General features: G+C 69.0%; 24 protein-coding genes. 13 read left to right on the top strand and 11 right to left on the bottom strand.

Annotated elements, in window-relative coordinates; genetic code table 11:
• Window positions 1-41: 41 nt before the first annotated feature.
• A complete protein-coding gene (locus JUB11_RS05780; protein ID WP_207457120.1) occupies window positions 42-941 on the bottom strand; it encodes a DMT family transporter in 900 nt (299 codons plus the stop codon).
• A gap of 122 nt (window positions 942-1063) precedes the next feature.
• On the opposite strand from JUB11_RS05780, the gene JUB11_RS05775 reads away from it, so the two are divergent.
• Together JUB11_RS05775 and JUB11_RS05770 are read left to right on the top strand one after the other, a co-directional pair.
• Window positions 1064-1468 carry a ribbon-helix-helix domain-containing protein gene (locus JUB11_RS05775; RefSeq protein WP_247886869.1) on the top strand — a complete coding sequence of 135 codons (405 nt, stop codon included), beginning with the start codon at window positions 1064-1066 and terminating at the stop codon, window positions 1466-1468.
• 123 nt (window positions 1469-1591) lie between these two features.
• On the top strand, window positions 1592-2701 hold the full coding sequence (locus tag JUB11_RS05770; RefSeq protein ID WP_207457118.1) for a hypothetical protein: 1110 nt from the start codon (window positions 1592-1594) through the stop codon (window positions 2699-2701).
• A gap of 157 nt (window positions 2702-2858) precedes the next feature.
• On the opposite strand, the gene JUB11_RS05765 is transcribed toward JUB11_RS05770, so the two are convergent.
• Window positions 2859-3131, bottom strand: a complete 273-nt coding sequence (locus tag JUB11_RS05765; RefSeq protein ID WP_207457115.1) for a DUF2798 domain-containing protein — start codon at window positions 3129-3131, stop codon at window positions 2859-2861.
• 305 nt (window positions 3132-3436) lie between these two features.
• Here JUB11_RS05765 and JUB11_RS05760 point away from each other — a divergent pair, with 305 nt between their 5' ends.
• Window positions 3437-4744 (top strand): lipopolysaccharide biosynthesis protein, encoded by a 1308-nt coding sequence (locus tag JUB11_RS05760; protein WP_207457113.1) that lies wholly within the window; start codon window positions 3437-3439, stop codon window positions 4742-4744.
• A 113-nt stretch (window positions 4745-4857) separates the two neighbouring features.
• Window positions 4858-6033, top strand: coding sequence for a sensor domain-containing protein (locus JUB11_RS05755; RefSeq protein ID WP_207457110.1), 1176 nt, complete (start codon window positions 4858-4860; stop codon window positions 6031-6033).
• Window positions 6034-6125: 92 nt separating this feature from the next.
• Here JUB11_RS05755 and JUB11_RS05750 read toward each other — a convergent pair whose 3' ends face one another.
• Entirely contained in the window at window positions 6126-6446 is a 321-nt protein-coding gene (locus JUB11_RS05750) for a Gas vesicle protein V (protein ID WP_207457108.1), read from the bottom strand.
• Window positions 6447-6689: 243 nt separating this feature from the next.
• Between JUB11_RS05750 and JUB11_RS05745 the strand changes: the two genes are divergently transcribed.
• The 3 genes from JUB11_RS05745 to JUB11_RS05735 all read left to right on the top strand — a co-directional run bounded on the left by JUB11_RS05745 (window position 6690) and on the right by JUB11_RS05735 (window position 10077).
• On the top strand, window positions 6690-7091 hold the full coding sequence (locus JUB11_RS05745) for a hypothetical protein (protein WP_207457105.1): 402 nt from the start codon (window positions 6690-6692) through the stop codon (window positions 7089-7091).
• A 157-nt stretch (window positions 7092-7248) separates the two neighbouring features.
• Entirely contained in the window at window positions 7249-8997 is a 1749-nt protein-coding gene (locus JUB11_RS05740) for an iron ABC transporter permease (RefSeq protein WP_348771362.1), read from the top strand.
• A 237-nt stretch (window positions 8998-9234) separates the two neighbouring features.
• The gene (locus JUB11_RS05735) at window positions 9235-10077 is read left to right on the top strand and encodes a pirin family protein (RefSeq protein WP_207457103.1); all 843 of its coding nucleotides are present in this window, start codon (window positions 9235-9237) and stop codon (window positions 10075-10077) included.
• A gap of 116 nt (window positions 10078-10193) precedes the next feature.
• Here JUB11_RS05735 and JUB11_RS05730 read toward each other — a convergent pair whose 3' ends face one another.
• Window positions 10194-11228 carry a Fe(3+) ABC transporter substrate-binding protein gene (locus tag JUB11_RS05730; protein ID WP_207457100.1) on the bottom strand — a complete coding sequence of 345 codons (1035 nt, stop codon included), beginning with the start codon at window positions 11226-11228 and terminating at the stop codon, window positions 10194-10196.
• Window positions 11229-11585: 357 nt separating this feature from the next.
• Between JUB11_RS05730 and JUB11_RS05725 the strand changes: the two genes are divergently transcribed.
• Window positions 11586-12095 (top strand): invasion associated locus B family protein, encoded by a 510-nt coding sequence (locus tag JUB11_RS05725; protein ID WP_207457098.1) that lies wholly within the window; start codon window positions 11586-11588, stop codon window positions 12093-12095.
• Window positions 12096-12185: 90 nt separating this feature from the next.
• Here the strand turns inward: JUB11_RS05725 and cobT are convergent, their stop codons facing one another.
• From cobT to JUB11_RS05705, 4 genes are all read right to left on the bottom strand, one after another.
• Window positions 12186-14051, bottom strand: a complete 1866-nt coding sequence (gene cobT, locus JUB11_RS05720) for a cobaltochelatase subunit CobT (protein WP_207457097.1) — start codon at window positions 14049-14051, stop codon at window positions 12186-12188.
• 103 nt (window positions 14052-14154) lie between these two features.
• Window positions 14155-14466, bottom strand: coding sequence for an AbrB/MazE/SpoVT family DNA-binding domain-containing protein (locus tag JUB11_RS05715; protein WP_207457088.1), 312 nt, complete (start codon window positions 14464-14466; stop codon window positions 14155-14157).
• A gap of 35 nt (window positions 14467-14501) precedes the next feature.
• Entirely contained in the window at window positions 14502-15506 is a 1005-nt protein-coding gene (gene cobS, locus JUB11_RS05710; RefSeq protein ID WP_207457086.1) for a cobaltochelatase subunit CobS, read from the bottom strand.
• A 72-nt stretch (window positions 15507-15578) separates the two neighbouring features.
• Window positions 15579-16163 (bottom strand): DnaJ domain-containing protein, encoded by a 585-nt coding sequence (locus JUB11_RS05705; RefSeq protein WP_207457084.1) that lies wholly within the window; start codon window positions 16161-16163, stop codon window positions 15579-15581.
• Window positions 16164-16316: 153 nt separating this feature from the next.
• Here JUB11_RS05705 and JUB11_RS05700 point away from each other — a divergent pair, with 153 nt between their 5' ends.
• Window positions 16317-16589, top strand: coding sequence for a BolA/IbaG family iron-sulfur metabolism protein (locus tag JUB11_RS05700; RefSeq protein WP_207457082.1), 273 nt, complete (start codon window positions 16317-16319; stop codon window positions 16587-16589).
• A 294-nt stretch (window positions 16590-16883) separates the two neighbouring features.
• Window positions 16884-17321, top strand: a complete 438-nt coding sequence (locus JUB11_RS05695) for a ribbon-helix-helix domain-containing protein (RefSeq protein WP_247886867.1) — start codon at window positions 16884-16886, stop codon at window positions 17319-17321.
• Between the two features lie 146 nt (window positions 17322-17467).
• On the opposite strand, the gene JUB11_RS05690 is transcribed toward JUB11_RS05695, so the two are convergent.
• From JUB11_RS05690 to JUB11_RS05680, 3 genes are all read right to left on the bottom strand, one after another.
• Entirely contained in the window at window positions 17468-18085 is a 618-nt protein-coding gene (locus JUB11_RS05690) for a DUF2889 domain-containing protein (RefSeq protein WP_207457077.1), read from the bottom strand.
• A 122-nt stretch (window positions 18086-18207) separates the two neighbouring features.
• Entirely contained in the window at window positions 18208-19368 is a 1161-nt protein-coding gene (aroB, locus tag JUB11_RS05685; RefSeq protein ID WP_207457075.1) for a 3-dehydroquinate synthase, read from the bottom strand.
• Between the two features lie 20 nt (window positions 19369-19388).
• Complete coding sequence (locus tag JUB11_RS05680) at window positions 19389-20000, bottom strand: shikimate kinase (RefSeq protein WP_207457074.1); 612 nt, start codon at window positions 19998-20000, stop codon at window positions 19389-19391.
• A 360-nt stretch (window positions 20001-20360) separates the two neighbouring features.
• Here JUB11_RS05680 and JUB11_RS05675 point away from each other — a divergent pair, with 360 nt between their 5' ends.
• The 3 genes from JUB11_RS05675 (at window position 20361) to JUB11_RS05665 (ending at window position 22526) form a co-directional block, all read left to right on the top strand.
• On the top strand, window positions 20361-20504 hold the full coding sequence (locus JUB11_RS05675; protein ID WP_207457071.1) for a hypothetical protein: 144 nt from the start codon (window positions 20361-20363) through the stop codon (window positions 20502-20504).
• A 27-nt stretch (window positions 20505-20531) separates the two neighbouring features.
• Window positions 20532-21512 carry a site-specific tyrosine recombinase XerD gene (locus JUB11_RS05670; protein WP_207457069.1) on the top strand — a complete coding sequence of 327 codons (981 nt, stop codon included), beginning with the start codon at window positions 20532-20534 and terminating at the stop codon, window positions 21510-21512.
• A gap of 90 nt (window positions 21513-21602) precedes the next feature.
• Window positions 21603-22526 carry a DMT family transporter gene (locus tag JUB11_RS05665; RefSeq protein WP_207457066.1) on the top strand — a complete coding sequence of 308 codons (924 nt, stop codon included), beginning with the start codon at window positions 21603-21605 and terminating at the stop codon, window positions 22524-22526.
• Window positions 22527-22569: the final 43 nt, after the last annotated feature.

The following is a 22569-nucleotide window of genomic DNA, read 5'->3' as shown; positions in this document are numbered from 1 at the left end:
GTGTTTTCGGTGTAAGAGCAGTACGTGTACTTCTACGATGGTTAGCGACTCGGCGCGACTCGGGAGGTTCCCAGCGCATGTTGCCTTTCAGAAGCGGTTACGCCAAGCGCGGCGAATAGAATCAATGCCGCGCCAATCAAAGTGTAAAAGTCTGGTACTTCTCCGAATACAACGAAACCAAGAAGTGCTGCGCAGGGCACGGTAAGAAAGTCCAGCGGGGCAAGGAATGGTACTGGGGCAAGCGCGTAACTGCGGGCAGCCGCGTACTGAGCAATCATGGCAAATAGGCCAAGTATGGATAGTATCAGCCAATCAGAAGGTAGTGGCGTTAACCAGGATGGCGCAGCTAACGGTGCAGTTGCGAGTGTAGATACTGCTGTGTATACCAGAACTATGAGAGCTGGGTTGTTGCTTTTGGTAAGTCGCCTTACGGCTGTTTGTGAGCCAGCAGAGGCCACTGCTCCGGCGAACGCCGCCAAAATACCTAAGTGCATTTCCGGCACACCTAGGGCTGGTACTAGTGACACTACTGCACCTGTAAAGCCCACGACAATCGTTGACCAAACAATTCCATTTGCTCGTTCCCCAAGCATGAGTTGGGATGCAATAGGTAACATAAATACGCGCATGAAGAAAATTAACGATGCAAGCCCCAGCGGAATTGAGGTGAATGCATACATCATGCAGCACAGCGCTAGAACGCCTAGTCCGCACCTGACTACATACCAGATTGGATCGCGGGCATTTCTGATCTCCACGACCGCACGCCAGGTACCGAATAAAAACAGTAGCCCGAACGCCGACCGAAAGAACGCCAGCTCGGCTGGTGGTAGCTTCTGTCCGAGAAACTTCGCTGCTGCGCTGCTCGCCGCGAAGGTGACAGCCGAAATCGCCATCCAGGCGGTGGCCCTCAGCAGTTTAGAAACCGGAAGGCGGAGCATGCTTATTCCTCAGACGCATCGGCTAAGCCGACATATCGGGGTAGGTTTCGCTGTGAAGTAGTTCACTTACGTTAGTGCTAAATGCATACTAAAGTCACCGCCTAACACGGAGAATCGGCAAGATGGCGAGTAAAGCGAAAACGGGCAAGGGTTTGAATCCGTTCGGCCGCCTGAAAAGCCGGAACGTCATGGTCAACGGGCACCGCACGAGCATGCGGCTGGAGCCGGCCATGTGGGAGGCGCTTCAGGACATTGCGCTTCGGGAAGACCTCAGCGTCCACGATCTGGTGTCGCGGATCGCGACGCAGGCGGCCATGCTGCACGAGAAAATCGACAATCTCACCTCGGCGGTTCGCGTGTTCGTTGCCCTCTATTATCGCCGTGCGGCGACGGAGGAGGGGCATGAGCGGGCCGGGCATGGGGCGGGGAACCCGTTCCGGGGGACGCCGTTCGACGGTGGCACGCCGGAACGCAAGGCCGTTCCGGATGACGACGGTGTGGAGACGAACTGCCTCCCTCAGGGCTGATCCCACTGGGGTGACGCCCTGGTGACAGGGGCGGAAATCGGCTTGCCTCCAGTGCTCCTGGCCCGGTCGGTTGCAAAAGCCTATATGGTCCGTCCACCGCACGTGGAAGGAGGGTATGGTCCGATGCGCCGCGTCATGCTGGGCTCCTTGCTGGTCTGTCTTGTCGCCTTCGCGCTTTTCGTCCTGTACAGCCCGTCGGAGCAGGATCCGTCCGCGGAGACGCCGAGCGACGAGGTTGTCGCGGAGCGGATCCGGGAGGAGCTTCGCGAGGTCGCGACGCCGGACTATGTGCAGGCGCAGATCGCGCGCACGCTGGATGAGGACCGTCCGGAGGAGGCCGAGGGCTACATCGCCCTGGCCGCCGAACTCGGGCAGGCCGTGCCGGCCGGGCTGCTGGCGCGCTACGAGGAGGCGACCTCCACCACTGCGGCCGTGTGGCGCACCACCACGCGCGGCGCCTGGGGCTTTCTCACCGGCGAGGCCGAGGATGGGGCGAGTCTCGCCGGCTCGGCGATCTCCGACCTGACGCTCTACGGCGACGCCCGGGACGTCACCTTCCAGACCAGGAACTATCTCACCGGAGCGGAGGTGGACGAGTTCGTGCTGGGCCTGTCGGTCGTCGGGCTGGGCATGAGCGCCGCCACGGTGGCGACGGCCGGCACGGCGGCTCCGGCGAAGGTCGGGCTCTCCATGGTCAAGGCGGCGAAGCGCGCGGGCAGGCTCACGGCCGGGCTGGAGACGGCCCTTCGCCGGACCGTGGCCGAAACCGTGGACATGCCGGCCTTGCGCCGGCAGCTCGGGGCGTTGGACTGGCGCTCGCCGGGCAAGTCCATCGAGGGGGTGAAGAGCTACGCCGCCGGCCTCGACACCGCCCGCCTGCGCGGCATGTTCGGCCAGCTCGGCTCCGTCGTCGATAAGACGTCGGCCGGCGGCGCCATGAGGATCCTGCGCCATGTCGACTCCGCGGACGACCTCGTTAAGGCCGAGCGGGTCGCGGCGCGCTTCGGAAAGGCCTCCCCGGCGGTCTTCGAAACGCTCGGGAAACGGGTGTTCAAGGCTTTCGCCAAGGTGGCGAAAATGGCGATTGAGGCGCTCTGGGCGCTGATCACGGCGATCCTGTCCGCCCTGAGCTTCGTAATCTCGACTCTCTGGACCGTGGTGAAGCTGCTGCGCCGCCTTTTCGCCCGGCTCCGGGCCGGCCGGCGGCCGGTCGCGCAATCGGCGGGCACCTGACGGGGCGGGGCGGACCGCTCAGCGCGCGGCGGCCAGCACGTCGCGCAGGCGCCGAAAAACCTTTCGTGCCCCGTGGCGCCCCGCCGGCCGGTCCGGGCCGCCGCCGGTCATCGATCCCACGCCTCCCAATCCCATCCCTCCCGATCCCGCGCCTTCCTCACCGGCCCGGCGGATGGACCAGCGCCGCGACGATCCGGCGCACGGCGGGCAGCACCAGCAGCAGGGTCGGGAAGGCGACCAGCCAGGACAGGCCCCAGGCGCTCATCCACTGGCCCAGCAGGTCCGGCGCCAGGCCGAGGGTCTTGATCGTGGACACGCCGGAGACGACGAAGGTCATGAGGATGGAAAGGACGAACGGCATGACGATGCCGTTGTAGCGGGCCGGCAGCTTGCGGCGGGTGGCGGGCGCGTCCGTTCCGGCGCTGGTCATCGAAGGTCGGTCCCCTGTGGCGAAGGACCGCAGCTTAGGCCCGAAGCCGCCGGCCCGCCAAGGGGGCCGGCGCGCAGGCGTGCCCCGCGCCTGCCGCTCGCCCGGGGGCCGCCCTGCGGTTCGCCCTGCGGTTCACCTTGTCTGCCGTCCGCCAGTCGAGTATGGGGACAGCGCGGCGGCCCGTTTCAGCCTTTTCCGGCATGGCCGCCCCGCTCGCGATTCGCCGATCCGGACGCGGCGCCGGGATCGGCATCAAGGGGGCCTGCATGAAGCCGCGCGGAGCGGAACCCGCCGGGACAGCCGGTGTGTTCACGAGGACCATCCGCAACGCGGGCTGGCTGCTGGGCGGCAAGGGGGTCGGGGCGGTGTTCAGCCTCATCTACCTTGCCATGGCGGCCCGCTCGCTCGGCCTGACGGCCTTCGGCGAGTTCACGCTGGTGCTCACCTACGGGCAGGCGGTCTCCAACCTCGTCCAGTTCCAGTCCTGGCAGTCGGTCATCCGCTACGGCGCCATCCATCTGGCAGCCAAACAGGCCGGGCGGCTGTCGCGCGTCCTGGCCTTCACGATCCTGCTCGACCTGTCGGCGGCGGCGGCGGGGGCGCTGCTCGCGGGCGTGGGCGTGCTGGCCGTCGGCCCCTATTTCGGCTGGTCGGCGGAGGAACAGAGCCGGGCCGCCCTGTTCGGCATGTCGCTGCTCTTCGGCCTGCGCGGGACGCCGACCGGCGTGCTGCGCCTGTTCGACCGCTTCGACCTCGCCGCCTACAGCGAAACCATGCTCCCCACCATGCGGCTCGTGGGGGCCACCACGGTCTGGCTGACGGAGCCGAGCGTCGAGGGCTTCCTCGTCGCCTGGGCGGTGGCGGAGCTGGTCACCACGGCGGTCATGTGGACGGCGGCCAGCCGCGAGCTGCGCCGCCACGGCCTGCGGCTGGGCGGGGAGGGACCCTTCATCGCCGGGGTGCTCGCCGAGAATCCCGGCCTCTGGCGCTTCGCCTGCTTCACCAACATCACCACCTCCATCAACCTCGTCTGGCAGCAGGTCGGGGTGATGGCGGTCGGCATGGTCAGCGGGCCGGGGCCGGCCGGCGGCTACCGCGTCGCCTACCAGATGGCGCAGGCGCTGTCCAAGCCGTCCCTGTCGCTCGCCCGCTCCGTCTATCCGGAATTCGCCCGCCTCGCGGCGGAGGGCGGCCCCGGCGCGCTGACGGGGCTGCTGCGCCGCATCACCCTGGTCGCGGCGGGGGGCGGGCTGATCGCCGTGACGGTCGTGACACTGGCCGGCGAACACATGCTGACGCTGGTCGCCGGGCCGGAATTCGCCTTCGCCCACGGGGTGCTGATCCTGCTCACCACCGCCGCGGCGCTCGACCTCTGCGGCTTCGGGCTGGAGCCGGCGGCGACCGCCGCGGGCCGCCCCGGCCTCGTGCTGGCGGTGCGGGCCTTCGCCGGCGTCGCCTATCTCGCGGCCCTGTCCGTCCTGCTGAATCTCTGGGGCATCACCGGCGCAGCCAGCTCCGCCGTCCTCGGCTCGGGCCTGTTCGTGACCATCATGGCGGTGTTGACCTGGCGCGTCGTCCGGGCCGCCATCCGTGCCGCACCGGCGCAAGGCTAGACGCCCGCCGCCCCCATGAGGATCGCCGCCCCGGCGGCTTGGCCCGGAAAAACATCATTGAAGAAGCGGCCGGACGGGTATATAGGCGCCAATCTTTGACCGGGCAGGGCATCGTGCGAGTCGCTTTCCTGTACAACGCGCAGTTCCACCAGATCCTGCACAGCCTCCCCTTCGCCCTGGAACTGTCGGCCATGCCCGGGGTGGATGTGGACATCCTGTCCCCGACGCAGGCGCACCAGGATTTCATCGCCGATCTCGCCCGGCTCTACCCGGAGCACCAGGCCGTCCAGAAGCGGCTGGAGGAGCCGGGCTGGCTCAAGCTGGCCCACGCGCTGTACCGCTCCACCGTCCCGCCCAAGGCCCTGACCCTTTTCGCCAACCGGCGGCTGCTCGACGGCTACGACGCGCTCGTGGTGCCGGAGCGCAGCACCACCGTCGTGCGCCGATTCGGCGTGACCCGCCCGAAGCTGATCCACACCGCCCATGGCGCCGGCGACCGGGCGACCGCCATCGACCCGCGCATCAAGCTGTTCGATTTCTTCCTGGTGCCGGGGCCGAAGACCGCCTCCTGGCTGCTGGAGCGCGGCCTTGTCCGGCCGGGCGGCTACGCGGTCGGCGCCTACGCCAAGCTCGACATCGTGCGCCGCCTGGGCGAGCGCAAGCCGCGCCTGTTCCCGACGGACAAGCCGGTCATCCTCTACAACCCCCATTTCAAGGGATCGCTGTCCTCCTGGCCGAAATGGGGCGAGGCGATCCTCGACCGGCTGGCGGCACAGGACCGCTACAACGTGATCTTCGCCCCGCATGTCCGGCTGTTCGACCCGCCCAGCCCGGCGGATTACGAGCGCTTCACGCGCTTCCGCGATCTTCCGCACATGCTGATCGATCTCGGCAGCGCGCGTTCGGTGGACATGACCTACACCGCCGCCGCCGACCTCTATCTGGGCGAGGTCAGCAGCCAGGTCTACGAGTTCCTGCTGGAACCGCGCCCCTGCGTGTTCCTGAACGCCCACCATGTCGCCTGGCAGGGGAACGAGCGTTACGGAAGCTGGACCCTGGGTCCCGTCGTGGAGCGGGTGGACGCGCTGATGGAGGCCATCGACAGGGCCTTCGCGTCCCACGGCTCCCTCCTCGCCGCCCAGCGAGAGGCGGTGGAGCGCACCTTCGACCTCGGCATACCGGAACCAGGCCGCTTCGGCGCCCGGCGCCTGCACGATTACCTCACCGCGGCCACCATCCGGCAGGGCAGAGCCGGGGACGGCCGGCACGGCGAGGAATACGCGGCCTGATGGGCCGGGCGGGCGGCGCTGCCGCCATCCGCCCTGTCTATCCGCCCTTTCTATCCGACCGCCCTATCGACCGCCGCGTCCGCCAGACTGGATCAGCTGCCGCCGGTCGTTCCGCGCGGCGGGAAGCGGCTGGAGGTCGCCTGGACCTGCGGGCGGCGCGGGCCGTCATCGTCGTCGTCCTCGGCGCGGCGGGCCTGCTGCCGCCGGGCCTGGGCCGCCTCGGCCTCGGACAGGGAAGTCTGCAGTTCGCGGATGCGCGACTGGAGCGACGACTGGACCGCGGCGCCGGCGCCGCGCCCCTGGAACTGCTCGAGATCCTGCTTGAGCCGCGCCAGCTGGTTCTTCATCTCCGCGATGCTGGGACCACCTTTTCCCTTCGAGACGCGGTAGACCTTCTCCTCGTATCGGCTCACACTCGTTCTCCTTGCTGCTGGTCCTAATATCGTCTCCTTTTCGCCCCGGTGCCAGTCTTCCTCCGGGCTAGTCATACGATATAGGGCGCGGTCATAACCGGCCCGGTCCCGCCACTCCACCCGCCGGGGCTAACTCCCCCTAAGCCGTCTACCCCCGCTTTGCGCAGGGCACAGGGAGCATGGCCGCATTGTATCTCTGTTGAACGGGGTCGTGAACGGCAGCGGCGAGGGGAGAGGGTAAGCATGCGGTGGAGGGTGTTTTGCGGCGCGCTGGGCCTGGCCGTTCTGGCGGCGGCCCCGGAGGGGCGGGCGCTCACCTTCGATTGCTGGAAGCTGGAGGCCGGCAAGCTCGCCGAGGCCCGCGGCCTCGGCCTGTGCGACGACGCCTTCGCCAGCCTGCCGCCGCCGGAGCCGCCCCCGCGCAAGGAGGTCCGGCGCAAGTCGGCCGGTTCGCCCGCGCCGCAGCGGGAACAGCCGCAGCAAAGAGTGTCCCGCAACGACGACGGCTCCTTCGACCTGGGCCGGCAGTTCAAGCGCGACGTCCGGGCGCTCGGCGCGAAACTGGAGGAGCTGTTCACCGGCGGGTCCTCCAGCGGCTCCTCCGGCGGCGCGAAGGGCCGGGCCAGGGATTACGAACTGCCCTGACGGGGCCGCGGGACAGGGCCGGCCGCCCTGCGGTGGGGCAGGGCTGCGACAGGATCTCATTGCGACCAGTTCGCACTCTGTGGGACAAGAGGGACCCTGATCGGGTCTCGGCCCGGCCGGCACTCGATCGACACTGGCCCCGCGGGTTTGCCCCATCGTGACGACGGACATCATCGACAGCCATGGCCGCTCCGGCGGCCCGGACGCGCGGCATGCCGGCGCGGATCACCCCGGCCTGCGTCACCAGGGCTATCGGGGCGTGCGCCGCCGCGTCATCAACCGCTGGACCCTCGCGACACTGCTCATCGCGGCGATGGTGGCGTTGCCGGTTCTGGTGGTGGCGAGCCGCATCTTCGTGCCGACGGGCGGGCTGTGGGAGCATCTGGCCAGCACCGTGCTGGCCGACTATGTGCTGAACACGCTGCGGCTCGCCTTCGGCGTCGGCGTCGGCACGCTGGTGATCGGGGTGGGCACGGCCTGGCTCGTGACCATGTGCCGCTTCCCCGGAAGCCGGGTTCTGGAATGGGCGCTGCTGCTGCCGCTCGCCGTTCCCGCCTATGTGATGGCCTACGTGTACACCGATTTCCTCCAGTTCGTTGGGCCGGTGCAGACCGCCCTGCGCGAGGTCTTCCAGTGGACCCGCCGCGACTACTGGTTCCCGGACATCCGCACGCTCGAAGGGGCGGCGTCGGTCATGGCGCTGGTGCTCTACCCCTACGTCTATCTGCTGTCCCGCGCCGCCTTCCTGGAACAGTCGGTCTGCGTGCTGGAGGTCAGCCGCATGCTCGGGCGCGGGCCGTGGCGCAGCTTCTTCACGGTGGCGCTGCCGCTGGCCCGGCCCAGCATCGTCGCCGGTCTGGCGCTGGCGCTGATGGAGGTGCTGGCCGATTTCGGCACGGTGCAGTATTTCGCGGTCAACACCTTCACCACGGGCATCTACCGCACCTGGTTCGCCATGGGGCAGCCGGTGGCGGCGGCGCAGCTCGCGGCCGTGCTGATGCTGTTCGTCCTGGTGCTGGTGGTGATGGAGCGGCTGTCGCGCCGGCAGGCGCGCTATCACCACACCTCCACCCGCTACCGCCGCCTGCCCGCCCACCGGCTGACCGGCTGGAAGGCCCTGGCCGCCTTCATCGCCTGCGCGCTGCCGCTGTTCCTCGGCTTCATCCTGCCAGGCGGGCTGCTGGTGCGGATGGCCCTGTCGGCCGGCGACGAGCGTCTGGCGGCGAGCTTCTGGGAGCTGGCGGGCAACAGCTTCATCCTGGCGGCGCTGGCCGCCGCGATCGCCGTGTCGCTGGCGCTGGTCATGGCCTACGGGCAGCGGCTGCGCCCGACGCCGCTGCTGAAGGGGGCGGCGCGCGTCGCGGCCATGGGCTACGCGGTGCCGGGTTCGGTCATCGCGGTGGGGGTGATGATCCCCTTCGCCCAGATCGACAACGCGCTGGACGGCTTCCTGCGCGCGCAGTTCGGCGTCTCCTCGGGGCTGCTGCTGAGCGGCACCATCGTCGCCGTCCTCTTCGCCTACCAGGTCCGCTTCCTGGCCGTGTCCTTCAACACGATCGAGGCCAGCCTCGGCAAGATCCGCCCGACCATGGACTATGCGGCCCGCGTGCTCGGCAACTCCGCCGGGCGCACGCTGGTGCGCGTCCACGCGCCGATCATGTGGGGCAGCCTGCTGACCGCCGCGCTGATGGTCTTCGTGGACGTGATGAAGGAGCTGCCGGCGACCATGATCGTGCGGCCCTTCAACTTCGACACGCTGGCCGTGCGCACCTACACGCTGGCCTCGGACGAGCGGCTGGCCGAGGCCTCGACCGCGGCGCTCGCCATCGTGCTGGTCGGCATCCTGCCGGTGATCCTGCTCAGCCTGTCCATCCGCCGCTCGCGGCCCGGACAGACGGAGGAGTGATACCGGGTTCGGAAAATTCCGACCTCCGAACCCGGTATAGGGCCGCGACTGCGGCCCCGCGCCCCGTGGCGCGGAAGTCTTGGCGCGGAAGTCCTGACCACAGGGCAGGACTTCATGAAAAGCGTATAAGGGCGCACTGTTGCGCCCGCCGCAACGCTCTTGCGCCGGGCGCCGTCTTTTTCCGTTGGGGAAAGGTGCTTACTCCTGTGGGCCAATGATCCCGCACCGGAGACCGCCATGACCACCGCCCGCCCCCTCGTCACCGCCATCGAAGGCATGGAAGCCTCGGACGGTGCCGGCGTCCGCATGACGCGGCTGCTCGGCACGCCGCGCCTCCAGATGCTCGACCCCTTCCTGATGCTCGATCTGTTCGGCTCCGACGAGCCGCAGGACTATCTCGCGGGCTTCCCCGAGCACCCGCACCGGGGCTTCGAGACGGTCACCTACATGCTGGCCGGCCGCATGCGGCACGAGGACAACAAGGGCCATTCCGGCGTCATCGAGACCGGCGGCATCCAGTGGATGACCGCCGCGCGCGGTCTCGTCCATTCCGAGATGCCGGAGCAGACGGAAGGGCTGATGAGGGGCTTCCAGCTCTGGATCAATCTGCCGGCGCGGCTGAAGATGTCCGATCCCGGCTACCAGGAATTCCCGGCGGCCCGCATCCCGGTGGAGGCGCGGGAGGAGGGCGTGTCGGTGAAGGTCATCGCCGGGGCGACCTCGCGCGGCACCGCCGGCCCGGTCACGGCCGAGGCGACCGACGCCCGCTATTTCGACGTGACGCTGCCCCCGGGCGCATCCCTGTCCGAGCCCGTCCCGGCCGGCCACACGGCCTTCCTCGCCCTGTTCGAGGGCAGCGTGCGGCTTCCCGGCTCCCAGCCCCTGCTGGGCGGCCCGCGCCTGCTGGTGCTGGGGGAGGGCGACCGGGTCGAGGCGGCGGCGGGCCATAACGGCGCCCGCTTCCTGCTGATCGCCGGCCGCCCGCTGAAGGAGCCGGTTGCCTGGGGCGGCCCCTTCGTCATGAACAGCCGCGAGGAGGTCATGCAGGCTTTCCGCGACTATGAGGACGGCAATTTCTGAAGGCCCTCCGGGCCGGACGGAAAAGGGCGCGCCCTTCGTCTTTTGCTGACCTTGTTTTACAGGCCCTGGGGTTTTACAGGCCCTGGGGTTTTACCGGCCCTGGGCGGGCCGTCGGCTCACTGCCAGCCGGCGCGGTCCATCAGCTTCAGCGCCTCGGCGTTGTTCTTGCCGTAGACGGCGGCGTTCAGCTTGTCTTCCTTGAAGCTGCCCCAGGAGGCGACGACCGGCTGCGGCTCGACCCCGGCGACGCCCGGATACTCGAAGTTCTTCTCGGTGAAGAGCGTCTGGGCCGACGGGCTGGCCAGATACTCGATGAACTGGACGGCGGCCGAACGGTTCGGGCTGTTCTTCACCACGCCGGCGCCCGACACGTTCACGTGCGTGCCGCGGTCGTTCTGGTTCGGGAAGATCACGCCCAGCTTCTCGACGATGGCCTTGTCCTCCGGCTTGGTGGAGGCGGCCAGACGCGCGAAGTAGTAGGTGTTGGAGACGGCGATGTCGCCCTCGCCGGCGGCCACGCCCTTGATCTGGTCGGTGTCGCCGCCCTGCGGCTTGCGCGCCATGTTGGCGACCACGCCCTTGGCCCACTGCTCGGTCTTCTCGGCGCCGTGCGCGGCGATCATCGAGCCGACCAGCGACTGGTTGTAGACGTTGTTGGAGGAGCGGATGAGGACGCGGCCCTTCCACTTCGGATCGGCCAGATCCTCGTAGCTCTTGATGTCCTCCGGCTTCACCGTGGCCTTGTTGTAGATCAGGACGCGGGCGCGCTTGGAGATGCCGAACCAGTGGCCCTGCGGCTCGCGCAGGTGGGCGGGGATCTTCTCCTCGAGGATCTTGGAGCTGGTCGGCTGCAGGATGCCCGCCTCCTGGGCGCGCCACAGGCGGCCGGCGTCGACCGTGATCAGCACGTCGGCCGGGCTGTTGGCGCCCTCGTTCTTGATGCGCTCGATCAGCTCGTCGTCCTTGCCTTCGATCACGTTGACCTTGATGCCGGTCTGCTTCGTGAAGTCGTCGTAGAGCGCCTTGTCCACGTCGTAATGCCGCGCGGAGTAGATGTTCACCTCGGCGGCCAGGGCGGTCGCGGCGGCGGTGACGGACAGCATCGCGGCGCCGAAGGCAGCGGCCAAAACGCCATACGGACGAATCTGCATCCTGAGGTTCCTCGGAATTTCTTGTGGAGGGCCGGCGTGATTTTGCGACCCGTTCGCAGCGCGCAGCTTTGGACGAGCACGCCCGGCCTGTCAAGTGCGAAGGATAACGATTCTCACGGTCAGGCCGTGATTCACGACATTATCGGTCCGGTCCGGCCATCCGTTGCGCGCGGGATGCGCTCTCCGGCAATTCGCACCGGCGGATTGCATCCGGGCTGCTGAAATTCTTGTTCCCCAACGGGCTATTCCTATAATCCCTCCGGAGTAGACCCAGGTTCGCAACACCGCGCGTGCCCACACCCGAAGCGCGACAGCGCGTGGCCGTGATGCGACGGAACGAAGGCGAGGGGCCGATCCATGCGTTGGAAGATTTTCGTTGGTTTCTGCGTGGCGCTCCTGTCCGCGCTCTCCGTTCAGCCCGCCGGCGCCGCCGACGTGACCAAGACCACCGCCGAGTTCGGTCCCGAGGGCGTGTGGGCCAGCGCCTGCAACGTCGACCGCATGACCGACAGCAAGACCTGCCGCTTGATGACCTACCGCCTGTTCGAGGAGGGGCAGGAGGTCGGTTTCGTGGCGCTCAGCGTCATCCCCACGGGCACCGACTACCACCTGTTCCTGACGGCGAGCCAGGGGCTGATCGAAAGCTGCGCCATCCGCGTCGACCGCCAGCCGCGCATCGAGACGCACATCGCGACCATCAACATGTGCATGTTCCCGAACTTCATGTCGGGCCGTGTGCTGGACCAGTTCCGCAACGGCTCGACCGTGCTGGTCCGCGTCAACCTGCGCGGCGGCAAGCAGGACATCGACTTCGGCCTGAACGGCTTCTCCCGCAACTTCGAGGAGATGCAGCGCATGCTGCAATAGCGGCGGGCGCTCCGGCATGGAAAAAGGGCCGCTCCTCAAGGGGGCGGCCCTTTCCTTTTCAGGCGAGCGCGTTCGGGCCGGCGCCTGCACTCACCGCCAGCGCCGCACGCCCCGGCCGCGGCGCTCGTCCTCGTCGAACAGTTCGGCCAGCTTGTTCATCATGGTGCCGCCGAGCTGTTCGGCGTCCACGATGGTGACGGCGCGGCGGTAGTAGCGCGTGACGTCGTGGCCGATGCCGATGGCGACCAGCTCGACCGGCGAGCGCGTCTCGATCTGCTCGATCACCTGGCGCAGGTGGCGCTCCAGATAGTTGCCGGCGTTGACCGACAGGGTGGAGTCGTCCACCGGCGCGCCGTCGGAGATGACCATCAGGATGCGGCGCTGCTCGGGCCGGGCCATCAGGCGGTTGTAGGCCCACTGCAAGGCCTCGCCGTCGATGTTCTCCTTCAGGATGCCCTCGCGCAGCATCAGGCCGAGATTCTTGCGCGAGCGGCGCCAGGGCGCGTCGGCCGCCTTGTAGACGATGTGGCGCAGGTCGTTCAGCCGGCCGGGGTTGGCCGGCTTGCCGGCGGAGATCCACTGCTCGCGCGCCTGACCGCCCTTCCAGGCGCGGGTGGTGAAGCCCAGCACCTCCACCTTCACGGCGCAGCGCTCCAGCGTGCGGGCGAGGATGTCGGCGCTCATCGCGGCGATGGAGATGGGACGGCCGCGCATGGAGCCGGAATTGTCGATCAGCAGCGACACCACCGTGTCGCGGAAGTTCGTCTCCTGCTCGCGCTTGAAGGAGAGCGGCAGCACCGGGTTGACGACGATGCGGGCGAGGCGGGCGGCATCGAGGATGCCCTCCTCGATGTCGAACTCCCAGCTCCGCTGCTGCTTGGCCATCAGCCGGCGCTGGAGGCGGTTGGCGAGCTTGGAGATGACGCCCTGGAGGTGCTGGAGCTGCTGGTCCAGCATGTGGCGCAGCCGCGCCAGCTCGTCCGGGTCGCAGAGGTCGGCGGCGTCCACCACCTCGTCGAACTGGGTGGTGAAGGGCTTGTAGGCGTTGGGGTCCGCGTCGTTGCGGCGGGACTGGTCGGGGCGCCAGGGCTGGCTCGGGCCGGCCGGCTCCTCCGCCCCCTCGCCCTCGCCGGTGTCGCCCTCGCCGTCGGAGCCGCCCTCGTCGGTGCCCTCGCCGGCCTCGTCCTGCTGCATCTCCGGCGCCGAGCTGGCGCGGGCTTCCTGCTCCGACTCGTCGGTGCCGCGGGACTGGCCGTCGCTCGGCTCCTCCTCGTTCTCCTCGGCCTGGCGCTCCTCCTCCTCCTGCTCGGGCTGCTCCGGCTCCTGGCCGACCTCCATGTCCAGGTCGGTCAGCAGGCGGCGCACGGCGCGGGCGTAGGCGTCCTGGTCGTCCGTCCATTTGGCCAGCCCGTGCATGTCCGCGCCGAGCTTCTCCTCGATCCAGGGGCGCCACAGCTCGACCGCCTGCGCGGCGGTTGGCGGCGGCGGGGCGCCGGTCAGCAGCTCGCGGGCGATCAGCCGCAGCACCTCCGGCAGCGGGACCTGCCCGCGCTCCTGCACCTGGTCGAAGCCCTGGCGGCGGTAGCGCTCCTCGAGCGCCGCCTCCAGGTTGGCGGCGACGCCGGCCATGTGGCGGGAGCCCAGCGCCTCGTAACGCGCCTGCTCCATCGCGTCGAAGGCGGCGCGCGCCGCGTCGGACAGCGGCGTGCGCTGCGCATGGACGGCGCTGTCATGGTGGCGCAGCCGCAGGGACACCGCGTCCGCCGTGCCGCGCAGCATCGCCACGTCCTGCGGGTTGAGGTCGCGCGCCGGCACCGGCACCCGCACCCGGGCTCCGGCCACGCCGGAGGGCTCGCTGGAAAAGCCCACCTGGACCTCGGGCCGGCGCGCCATGGCGCGCACCGTGGCGGCGGTGGACCGCTTGAAGGCCTCGACGGGGGATTCACGATCGGACATGGCGGAACTTCAGGTCAGAGGCTGGAAGGTGGGCAGACGGCTCGCCTTGCGGTCGAAGGTGAGCGTGGTTGAGCGCCATCGGGTGAGGAAGGACAGGGGGATTCTATCCCGACCGTTGGCCGAACACCTTCTCGGCGGCACGCATGCGGACCGTGGCGTCGATCTCCTCCTGGGAGATCGGCCTGTCGACGCGGCCGGCGATCCCGAAGAAATCCTCGAGACGATACGGCTTCTTCGACATCTCCACAGGCTGGGCGCCCACGGACTGGCGGCGGCGGACGAGGAGGCTGACCCGCGCCGGGTCGCCGTCGTTCACGGCGACCTCGACCTCGTCGCCCGGCTTCACGCCCAGCCGTTCGCACAGGTCCGCCGGCAGGGCGAGTTCACCGTTCGGTCCGACCGCTATGTACCCCATGGGTGTCCTCCCTTCCGCCGTCCCCGCGCGCACCCTCAGACGAGGTTCGCCCGTACGCCCGTTTCCGGCAGTTCGGCGCCGAAGCAGCGCTGGTAGTATTCGGCGACCGTCGGGCGCTCCATCTCGTCGCACTTGTTCAGGAAGGTGATCCGGAAGGCGAAGGCGACATCGTTGAAGATCCGAGCGTTCTCCGCCCAGGTGATGACGGTGCGCGGGCTCATGACGGTGGAGATGTCGCCGTTGATGAAGCCGGCGCGGGTCATCTCGGCCAGCCGCACCATGGAGGCGACTGTGGCGCGGCTCTTCTCGTCGCTGTAGCCGGGCACCTTGGCGGAGACGATCTGCACCTCGGCGTCGAGCGGCAGGTAGTTCAGTGTCGCCACGATGTTCCAGCGGTCCATCTGGCCCTGGTTGATCTGCTGCGTGCCGTGATACAGGCCGGTCGTGTCGCCGAGCCCGACCGTGTTGGCGGTCGCGAACAGGCGGAAGGCCGGGTGCGGGCGGATGACGCGGTTCTGGTCGAGCAGGGTCAGCTTGCCCTCGACCTCCAGCACGCGCTGGATGACGAACATCACGTCCGGGCGGCCGGCGTCATACTCGTCGAAGACCAGGGCGCAGGCGTGCTGCAGGGCCCAGGGCAGGATGCCTTCCTTGTACTCCGTCACCTGGGTGCCCTCGCGGAGCACGATGGCGTCCTTGCCCATCAGATCGATGCGGCTGATGTGGCTGTCCAGGTTGATGCGGATGCAGGGCCAGTTGAGGCGGGCCGCGACCTGTTCGATGTGGGTGGACTTGCCGGTGCCGTGATAGCCCTGGACCATGACACGGCGGTTGTGCGCGAAGCCCGCCAGGATGGCCAGCGTCGTGTCGCGGTCGAACCGGTAGGCCGGGTCGGCGTCGGGGACATGCTCCGTGCGCTGGCTGAAGGCCGGCACCTGCATGTCGCTGTCGATCCCGAAGATCTCGCGCACCGACACGGTGATGTCGGGGGTGTGGTCGAACAGGGCCGAACCGGCCTGCGTGGCTCCTTGAGAAGACATGGGTTTTCTTATCGTTCCAGCGAGTGTCGGTGATCCGCGGACCCCGGCCGGTGGCCCGGCCCGCAGTCGGTGCTACGCACCATAACAGGCTTTCAGCGTGTTGTAGGCCTGATTGATCTCTTTCAACTTTTCTTCGGCCGCCTTGTCACCCCCGTTGCGGTCGGGATGATGCAGCTTGGCCAGCTCGCGGTAGCGCGCCTTGATGCGCTGGAAGTCCACCGGCGGGGTCAGGTCGAGCACGACCAGCGCCTCCTCCTCGGCGGTGCGGGCGGCCTTGCGGCGCTGGGCCTGCTCGGCGTCCTCCTCCTGCCGGGCCTGGCGCCCGAAATCGAAGCCGAACCCCTTGGCCGCACGGTCGCGCAGGAACTTCTCCTGCGTGCCCCAGTAACCCAGCGGCCAGCTCGGGCGCTGCCAGGTGGTGTCGCGGCGGATCTCGGACTCGATCTCCTCGGCCGACATGCCCTGGTGATAGTTCCAGGAGCGGTTGTATTCCCGCACATGGTCGAGGCAGAACCACCAGTATTCGTTGAGCGCCTTGCGGCTTTTCGGCGCGCGGTATTCCCCTTCCTTCGCGCAGCCCGGATTGTCGCAGGCGCGGGCCGCGCTGCGGGGCTGGTCGAAGCCGGTGTAGGCGAAACGGGAACGCTGCTTGTTCATGGATCGAAGTATGGGAACAGCCGGAGCCTCTGGCAAGCACATGAGACGGCCCCGGACGGCGGCCTTCCATTCCGATTCGCGGCCTTGACAGGCGCCCCGGCGGCACCCCTCCTGTCGGGCACGCGAACCGCACACCGACAGGGGAGAAACCCGGTGGAATACGCAACCCGAATCCGCGCCAAGATCGAGGACGCCCTGCAGCCCGAGCGGCTGGAGATCGTCGATGAGTCCAGCCGCCACGCCGGCCATGCCGGGGCCGATCCCAAGGGGGAGACGCATTTCCATGTCACGGTCGTGTCGGCGGCCTTCGCCGGCCAGTCGCGGGTCCAGCGGCAGCGCACCGTCTACGCCCTGCTGGAATCCGAACTGCGCGAGCGCGTGCACGCGCTGGGCCTGACGACGCTGACCCCGGACGAGGCCCGCTAGACGTCTTTTTTCGCAGGACGCGTGGCGAGCGGTGGCCGGAGAAGAAAAAACCGGCCACACTCCGGGTCACGCGATGGGACAGGAAAATACACACTTACGTATTTATTTTGCCTGTACACTAATCGTCTGAGCCATCGAACTAAAGGATGCAGGGCGGGTTGCTTTTCTCTCCGCATTGAGTACAGTGTAGAGAATGCAACCATTTATCGCGCTGGGGCGAGGCAGGCGTCAGGCTTCGCTCCCGATCCTGAGAAGGGACTGCGGATGTTGAAGCGTGGGCCGAAAAGACGGCGGTTGCCCGACCCTCCCGGCATCGGGCCGTTGAAGAGCCAGAATGTCATCATCGCCGGGCACCGCACGAGCATGCGGCTGGAGCAGTCCATGTGGGACGCGCTCGATGAGATCGGCCGGCGCGAAGGCTACAACGTCAATGGCCTTTGCACGAAGATCAAGGAGCGGCTGGACATCCAGAAGCGCCTGAAGGGCATCCCGGAAACCGACCGGGAGGTGACGCTGACCTCCGCCGTGCGCGTGTTCATCGCGTCCTACTTCCGCAACGCCTGCAACGATGGCGCGCACCGCTCCGTCGGCCACAGCATGGGCCGGCCCTTCAAGGGGACGCCCTTCGCGCTGCCGGAGGACGATGAGGAGCCCGGCGACGACGACGACCCGTCCTGGCCGTTCGGTTCCGGCTCGCACGGCATGAAGGCCATGTCCCGGCACGAGGGCTGACGCCCCGTCGCCCTGGCCGGTTACCGCAGCCGGGATTTCCGCGCCGAGGATTTTCGCGCCCGGGATTTTCGCGATGTGGAATTCCGGCCGGGCCGGAGACAGGACACCAACGCTCCACGGCTTCGCGCGGTGGAGCGTTCGTCGTTTCAGGAACCCTGCCGCGATTCCGCCGGCTCCGGGTCCGCGTGGCCGCGGTCCGGGCCGGTGTAATGCTCCGGCCAGCGCCGGCGGGCCACCTCGCCGTCGCTGGCGAACATGTGGCAGGTGTTCAGCAGGACCGGGCGCTTGGCCGGTCCGTCGGCCGCTTCCCCTTCGGCCTTGCCGTTCATCTCCCGCGACAGGATCGGGAAGACCGTCTGGAAGGCGGTGGTGGCGACCGGCCCCAGAAGCTCGACCAGATGGGTGCAGCCCTGGACGCCGCCCAGCCGCTCCTTCACCGACCGGGTCCAGCCCGGCCCGATCTTCAGCCCGACCAGCCGCTGGAAGTTCGGAGTGACGGCGCCGCAGGCCCGGTAGGGGCTCTTTTCCGTCACCGCCTCGATCGCCCGCACCGTCAGCCCGTCATCCACGGTCAGCCGGATCCACATGCCGTGGATCGGGTCGCCCGGCTCGATGTGGCCGCGCTGCTCGGTGGAGAAGGCGTAGCTCTTCACGTCGGTCAGGTGGCCCTCGATGTCCCACAGGCCATCGGTGCGGCGGAAGCCCCGGCAGACGACCTGGCGGGTGTGGATCGGCTCGCGCGCGACGGGATCGGACAAGGGCATCGGAGATCTCGGAGGTATCGTCTTGGCTATGGGATGGAAATGAATATCGGAGGCTGCCCCGACGGATCAAGGCAGTCTCCGCTGCATTGCAGCATAATCGGTTTGGGTGGCGGGGCGGAGCCTCAGCGGGCGACCGCCTCCTCCAGGAGCGAGCGCACGGCCGCGGGATCGACGTCGCGCAGGGTGAAGGCCTGTCCGATGCCGCGCGTCAGCACGAAGGTGATGCGGCCGTCCTTGACCTTCTTGTCCTTGGCCATGGAGGCGATCAGCCCATCCACGTCCCACTCGACCCCGGCCACGTCGGTCGGGCTGACCGGGAGCCCCACCGAGGCGAGATGCGCGCGCGCCCTGGCGGCGTCGGCGGCCGGGCAGAGGCCGAGCCGGACCGACAGGTCGAAGGCCAGCACCATGCCGATCGACACGCCCTCGCCATGCAGCAGGGTCTGGCCGAAGCCGGTGGCCGCCTCCAGCGCGTGGCCGAAGGTGTGGCCGAGGTTCAGCAGGGCGCGGTCGCCGCTCTCCCGCTCGTCGGTGCCGACGATGTCGGCCTTGGCGCGGCAGCTCACCGTGACGGCGTGGCGCCGCGCCGCGCTGTCGCCGGCCACCACGCGGGCGCCGTTCTCCTCCAGCCAGGCGAAGAAGTCCGGCAGGCGGATCAGCCCGTACTTCACCACCTCGGCGTAGCCGGCCAGCACCTCGCGCCGCGGCAGCGTGTCGAGCGCCGCGGTGTCGGCGATGACCAGGCGCGGCTGGTGGAAGGCGCCGATCAGGTTCTTGCCGTGGCGGCTGTTGATGCCGGTCTTGCCGCCGACCGAGCTGTCGACCTGGGCCAGCAGGGTGGTCGGAATCTGGACGAAGTCGATCCCGCGCAAGGCGGAGGCGGCGGCGAAACCGGTGATGTCGCCGATCACCCCGCCGCCGAGCGCCACCAGCACCGCCGACCGCTCGATGCCGCGCTCCAGGATCGATTCCATAAGCTCCTCGAAGCGGGGAAAGCTCTTGGTCTTCTCGCCCGGCGGCAGGACGATGGCCGGGCTCGGCGTGATGCCGGCGCCGATCAGCGCGCGCTCCAGCGTCGCCAGATGCAGCCCCGCCACCGTCTCGTCGGTGACGACGATGGGCGCGCGCCCGCGGGTGATCCCGGCGATGCGCGGACCCGATTCGGCCAGGACGCCGTCGCCGACCAGGATGTCGTAGCTGCGCGCGCCGAGATCGAGCCGGACGGTGTCGGTCCCCGGCGCGCCGGCGGTGGATGCGGTGACGGTATCGGTGGTGGCGGACATGGGCTGAAGACTTTCCTGGGTTAGGAGCGGCCGGCGCCGACGGCGGCGTTGGTGCGGGCGCCGCACAGGAGCGGCTGGCCGAAATGCCGTTCCAGCGCCTCGATGACCTGATCGACGGTCCCTTCCGGCGGGCGCTCGTCGCTCAGCACCGTCAGCTCGGCCTCGGCATAGACGGGATAGCGCTTTTCCATCAGGCCGCGCAGGATCTCGCGCGGGTTGCCCTGCTTCAGCAGGGGCCGGGTGTTGCGGCGCGCGGTGCGCGCGACCAGCACGTCCAATTCGGCGCGCAGCCACAGCGCGACGCCATGGCTGCGGATCGTCGCGCGCGTCTCCGGGTCCATGAAGGCGCCGCCACCCGTCGCCAGGATGTGGGGCGGGCGTTCCGTCAGCAGCCGCGAGATGATCTTGCGCTCGCCGGCGCGGAAGGCGGCCTCGCCGTCGCGGGCGAAGATCTCCGCGATGGTGCAGCCGGCCGCCGCCTCGATCTCGGTGTCGGAATCCAGGAAGGGAAGGTGGAGGCGCGAGGCCAGCCGGCGGCCGATGGCGCTCTTGCCGGCACCCATCAATCCGACCAGCACGACGGTCTTGGGCAGGAGCGCATGCGGCGCTCTCGGCGCATGCCGGTTGCTCATGTCACTACGCGGTCCTTCGATCGAAACACCTGAAACCATCCCCAAACCACCCCAAGGCCACCAACGCACCCGTCCGTCTGTTGCGTCGCGGCGCGTCCTGCGACTAGACTGCCGCGTCTTCGCCGGCGACGACCCCCGGTGTGGCGGCCCCCCGCGCACGGCGCTCCCCCGATCATGGCGAATGCGTCATGACAAAGGTTGGGCAACGGGATGCACGGCACCAGGGATGCGCGGCATGGACGAAGTGCCGATTGCTTTAGCATGAAAGCGCACCCTTGTCCCATCCCGCGCGGGCGCCGTCCATGATAGGCCGTCGCCGTTCCCGACTCCTGTCCATAAGACAAGGGCATTCAGACCCCCATGACCCGGCTGCTTTCCGTCCTGATCGTCCTTATCCTGCTCGCCATCGGCGGCGGCATCGTGTTCCTCGGCAATTTCTGGGAAATGCCGGCGCCCTCCGCTCCGGTGGAGAAGGTCATCCCCGATGACCGGTTCCCGCGCTGACGCCCCGGCACGGCTAGGGTGACCGGCATGGCCCGCCGCGGCCGTCCGCCGAACCCGCCGCGGCCGCTGTCGCCGCATGTCGACGCCTTCCTCGACATGCTCCTGGCGGAGCGGGGCGCCGCGCTCAACACCCGCCAGGCCTACCGGCGCGATCTCGCCGACCTCGGCGACTGGCTCGCCGGGCGCGGCCTCGCGCTCGAGGGGGCCGGGACCGAGGACCTGCGCGGCTATCTGGAGCACCAGCAGGGCGGAGGGGCGGGCCAGGCCGTCGCCCCGCGAACGGCGGCGCGCCGCCTGTCGGCGATGCGGCAGTTCTACCGCTTCCTTGTCTCCGAGGGCCGGCGCGCCGACGATCCGGCCTCGGCCCTGGACAGCCCGCGCCAGGGGCGCCCCTTGCCGAAGATCCTCAGCGAGACCGCCGTGGACGGGCTGATCCGCGCAGCACAGGCGCGCGGCGAGGCGGAGGGCGTGCGGCTGGTGGCGTTGATGGAGATCCTCTACGCCACCGGCCTGCGCGTGTCGGAGCTGGTCGGCCTTCCGCTGTCGGCGATTCTGCGCGACGGGCGCGGCCTGATCGTCCGCGGCAAGGGCGGGAAGGAGCGCATGGTGCCCTTGTCGGAGCCGGCCTCGGCGGCCATCGCCGCCTATCTTCCCTGGCGCGCCCATTTCCTGACGGCCGGGCGCGAGGCGGTGCAGACGCCCTTCCTGTTCCCGTCCCGCAGCGCCTCCGGCGGACACCTCACGCGCCAGCGCTTCGCCCAGATCCTGAAGGAGCTTGCCATCGAAGCCGGCCTCGACCCGGAAAAGGTCAGCCCGCACGTGCTGCGCCACGCCTTCGCGACCCATCTCCTCGACCATGGCGCCGACCTGCGCTCGGTGCAGAAGATGCTGGGCCACGCCGACATCGGCACCACCCAGATCTACACCCACGTTGTCAGCGAACGGCTGCGCAAGGTGGTCAACGACCATCATCCCCTGGCACGGCGCAAGGTGCCGGAGGAGCGGTAGGGCAGGCCGGCGCTTGCGCGGGGCTGACAAAGCGGGGGCCGCGGGCCATCTTCCTGCCCCGTCCTGTTTTCCGCGAAGGCCTTTCCTGCCATGCCCGCATTCCGGCCAATCCCGTTTCCGGCCCGCGGCCTGGAGCCGCTCGCCCTGCTGCTGGCGACGGGAAGCCTGAGCGGCTCGGTGTTCCTCCTGACCAAGCTGGCGCAGGGCGCCGGGGTGGCGCCTCTCGCCTGGGCGCTCGCCATGATGCTCGGCTCCGGCCTGATCCTCGCCGGGCTCGCGCGCCTGCGCGGGCTGCCGGTGCGCGGGGCGGGAGCCCATCTGCGCTACTACGCGCTGTCGGGGCTGATCTCCATGGCCCTGCCGAACGTGATCCTCTTCCTCGTGCTGCCGAGGCTCGGGGCCGGGCTGGCCTCGGTCGTCTACACGCTGCCGCCGATCCTGACCCTCCTGCTGGCGCTGGCGGTCCGCGTCGAGCGGCCGGACCCCTGGCGTTGCGCCGGCATCCTGGCCGGGCTCGCCGGCGCTCTGACCATCGTCCTGCCGCGCGGCAGCCTGCCCTCCGCGGAGCTGGCCGGCTGGATGGCGCTCGCCTTCGCCATTCCCCTGAGCCTCGCCGCCGGCAACGTCTACCGCACGCTGGCCTGGCCGGCGGGGGCGGAGATGGTCAGCGTCGCCGCCGGCACGATGCTGGCGGGCGGCGGCTGGGTCGCGCTGGCGATCCTCCTGCTCGGGGAACCGGGGGAGCTGCCCTCGCTGGCGCTGGCGCCCGGCCTCGTGGCCGTGCAGGTCGCGGCCACGGCGGTGGTCTATCTCCTGTATTTCCGGCTTCAGGTGGTGGCCGGGCCGGTCTATCTCAGCCAGCTCGGCTACGTGATGGCGGCGGTGGGGCTCGCCACCGGCAGCCTCGTCTTCGGCGAGCGCTATTCCCCCTGGGTCTGGACCGGGGCCGGGGTGATCATGGCCGGCGTCCTGCTGGTCACCTTCGGCCGGAGGGCCTTCCGTCCTGCGGCATAAGCCGTTTCTTCCCGCGCAAGGCGGTTTTAACCTATGGCGTTGC

This window comes from Azospirillum sp. SYSU D00513, assembly GCF_017356015.1.
GTDB lineage: Bacteria > Pseudomonadota > Alphaproteobacteria > Azospirillales > Azospirillaceae > Azospirillum.
This window is presented reverse-complemented; position numbering and strand designations above follow the sequence as displayed.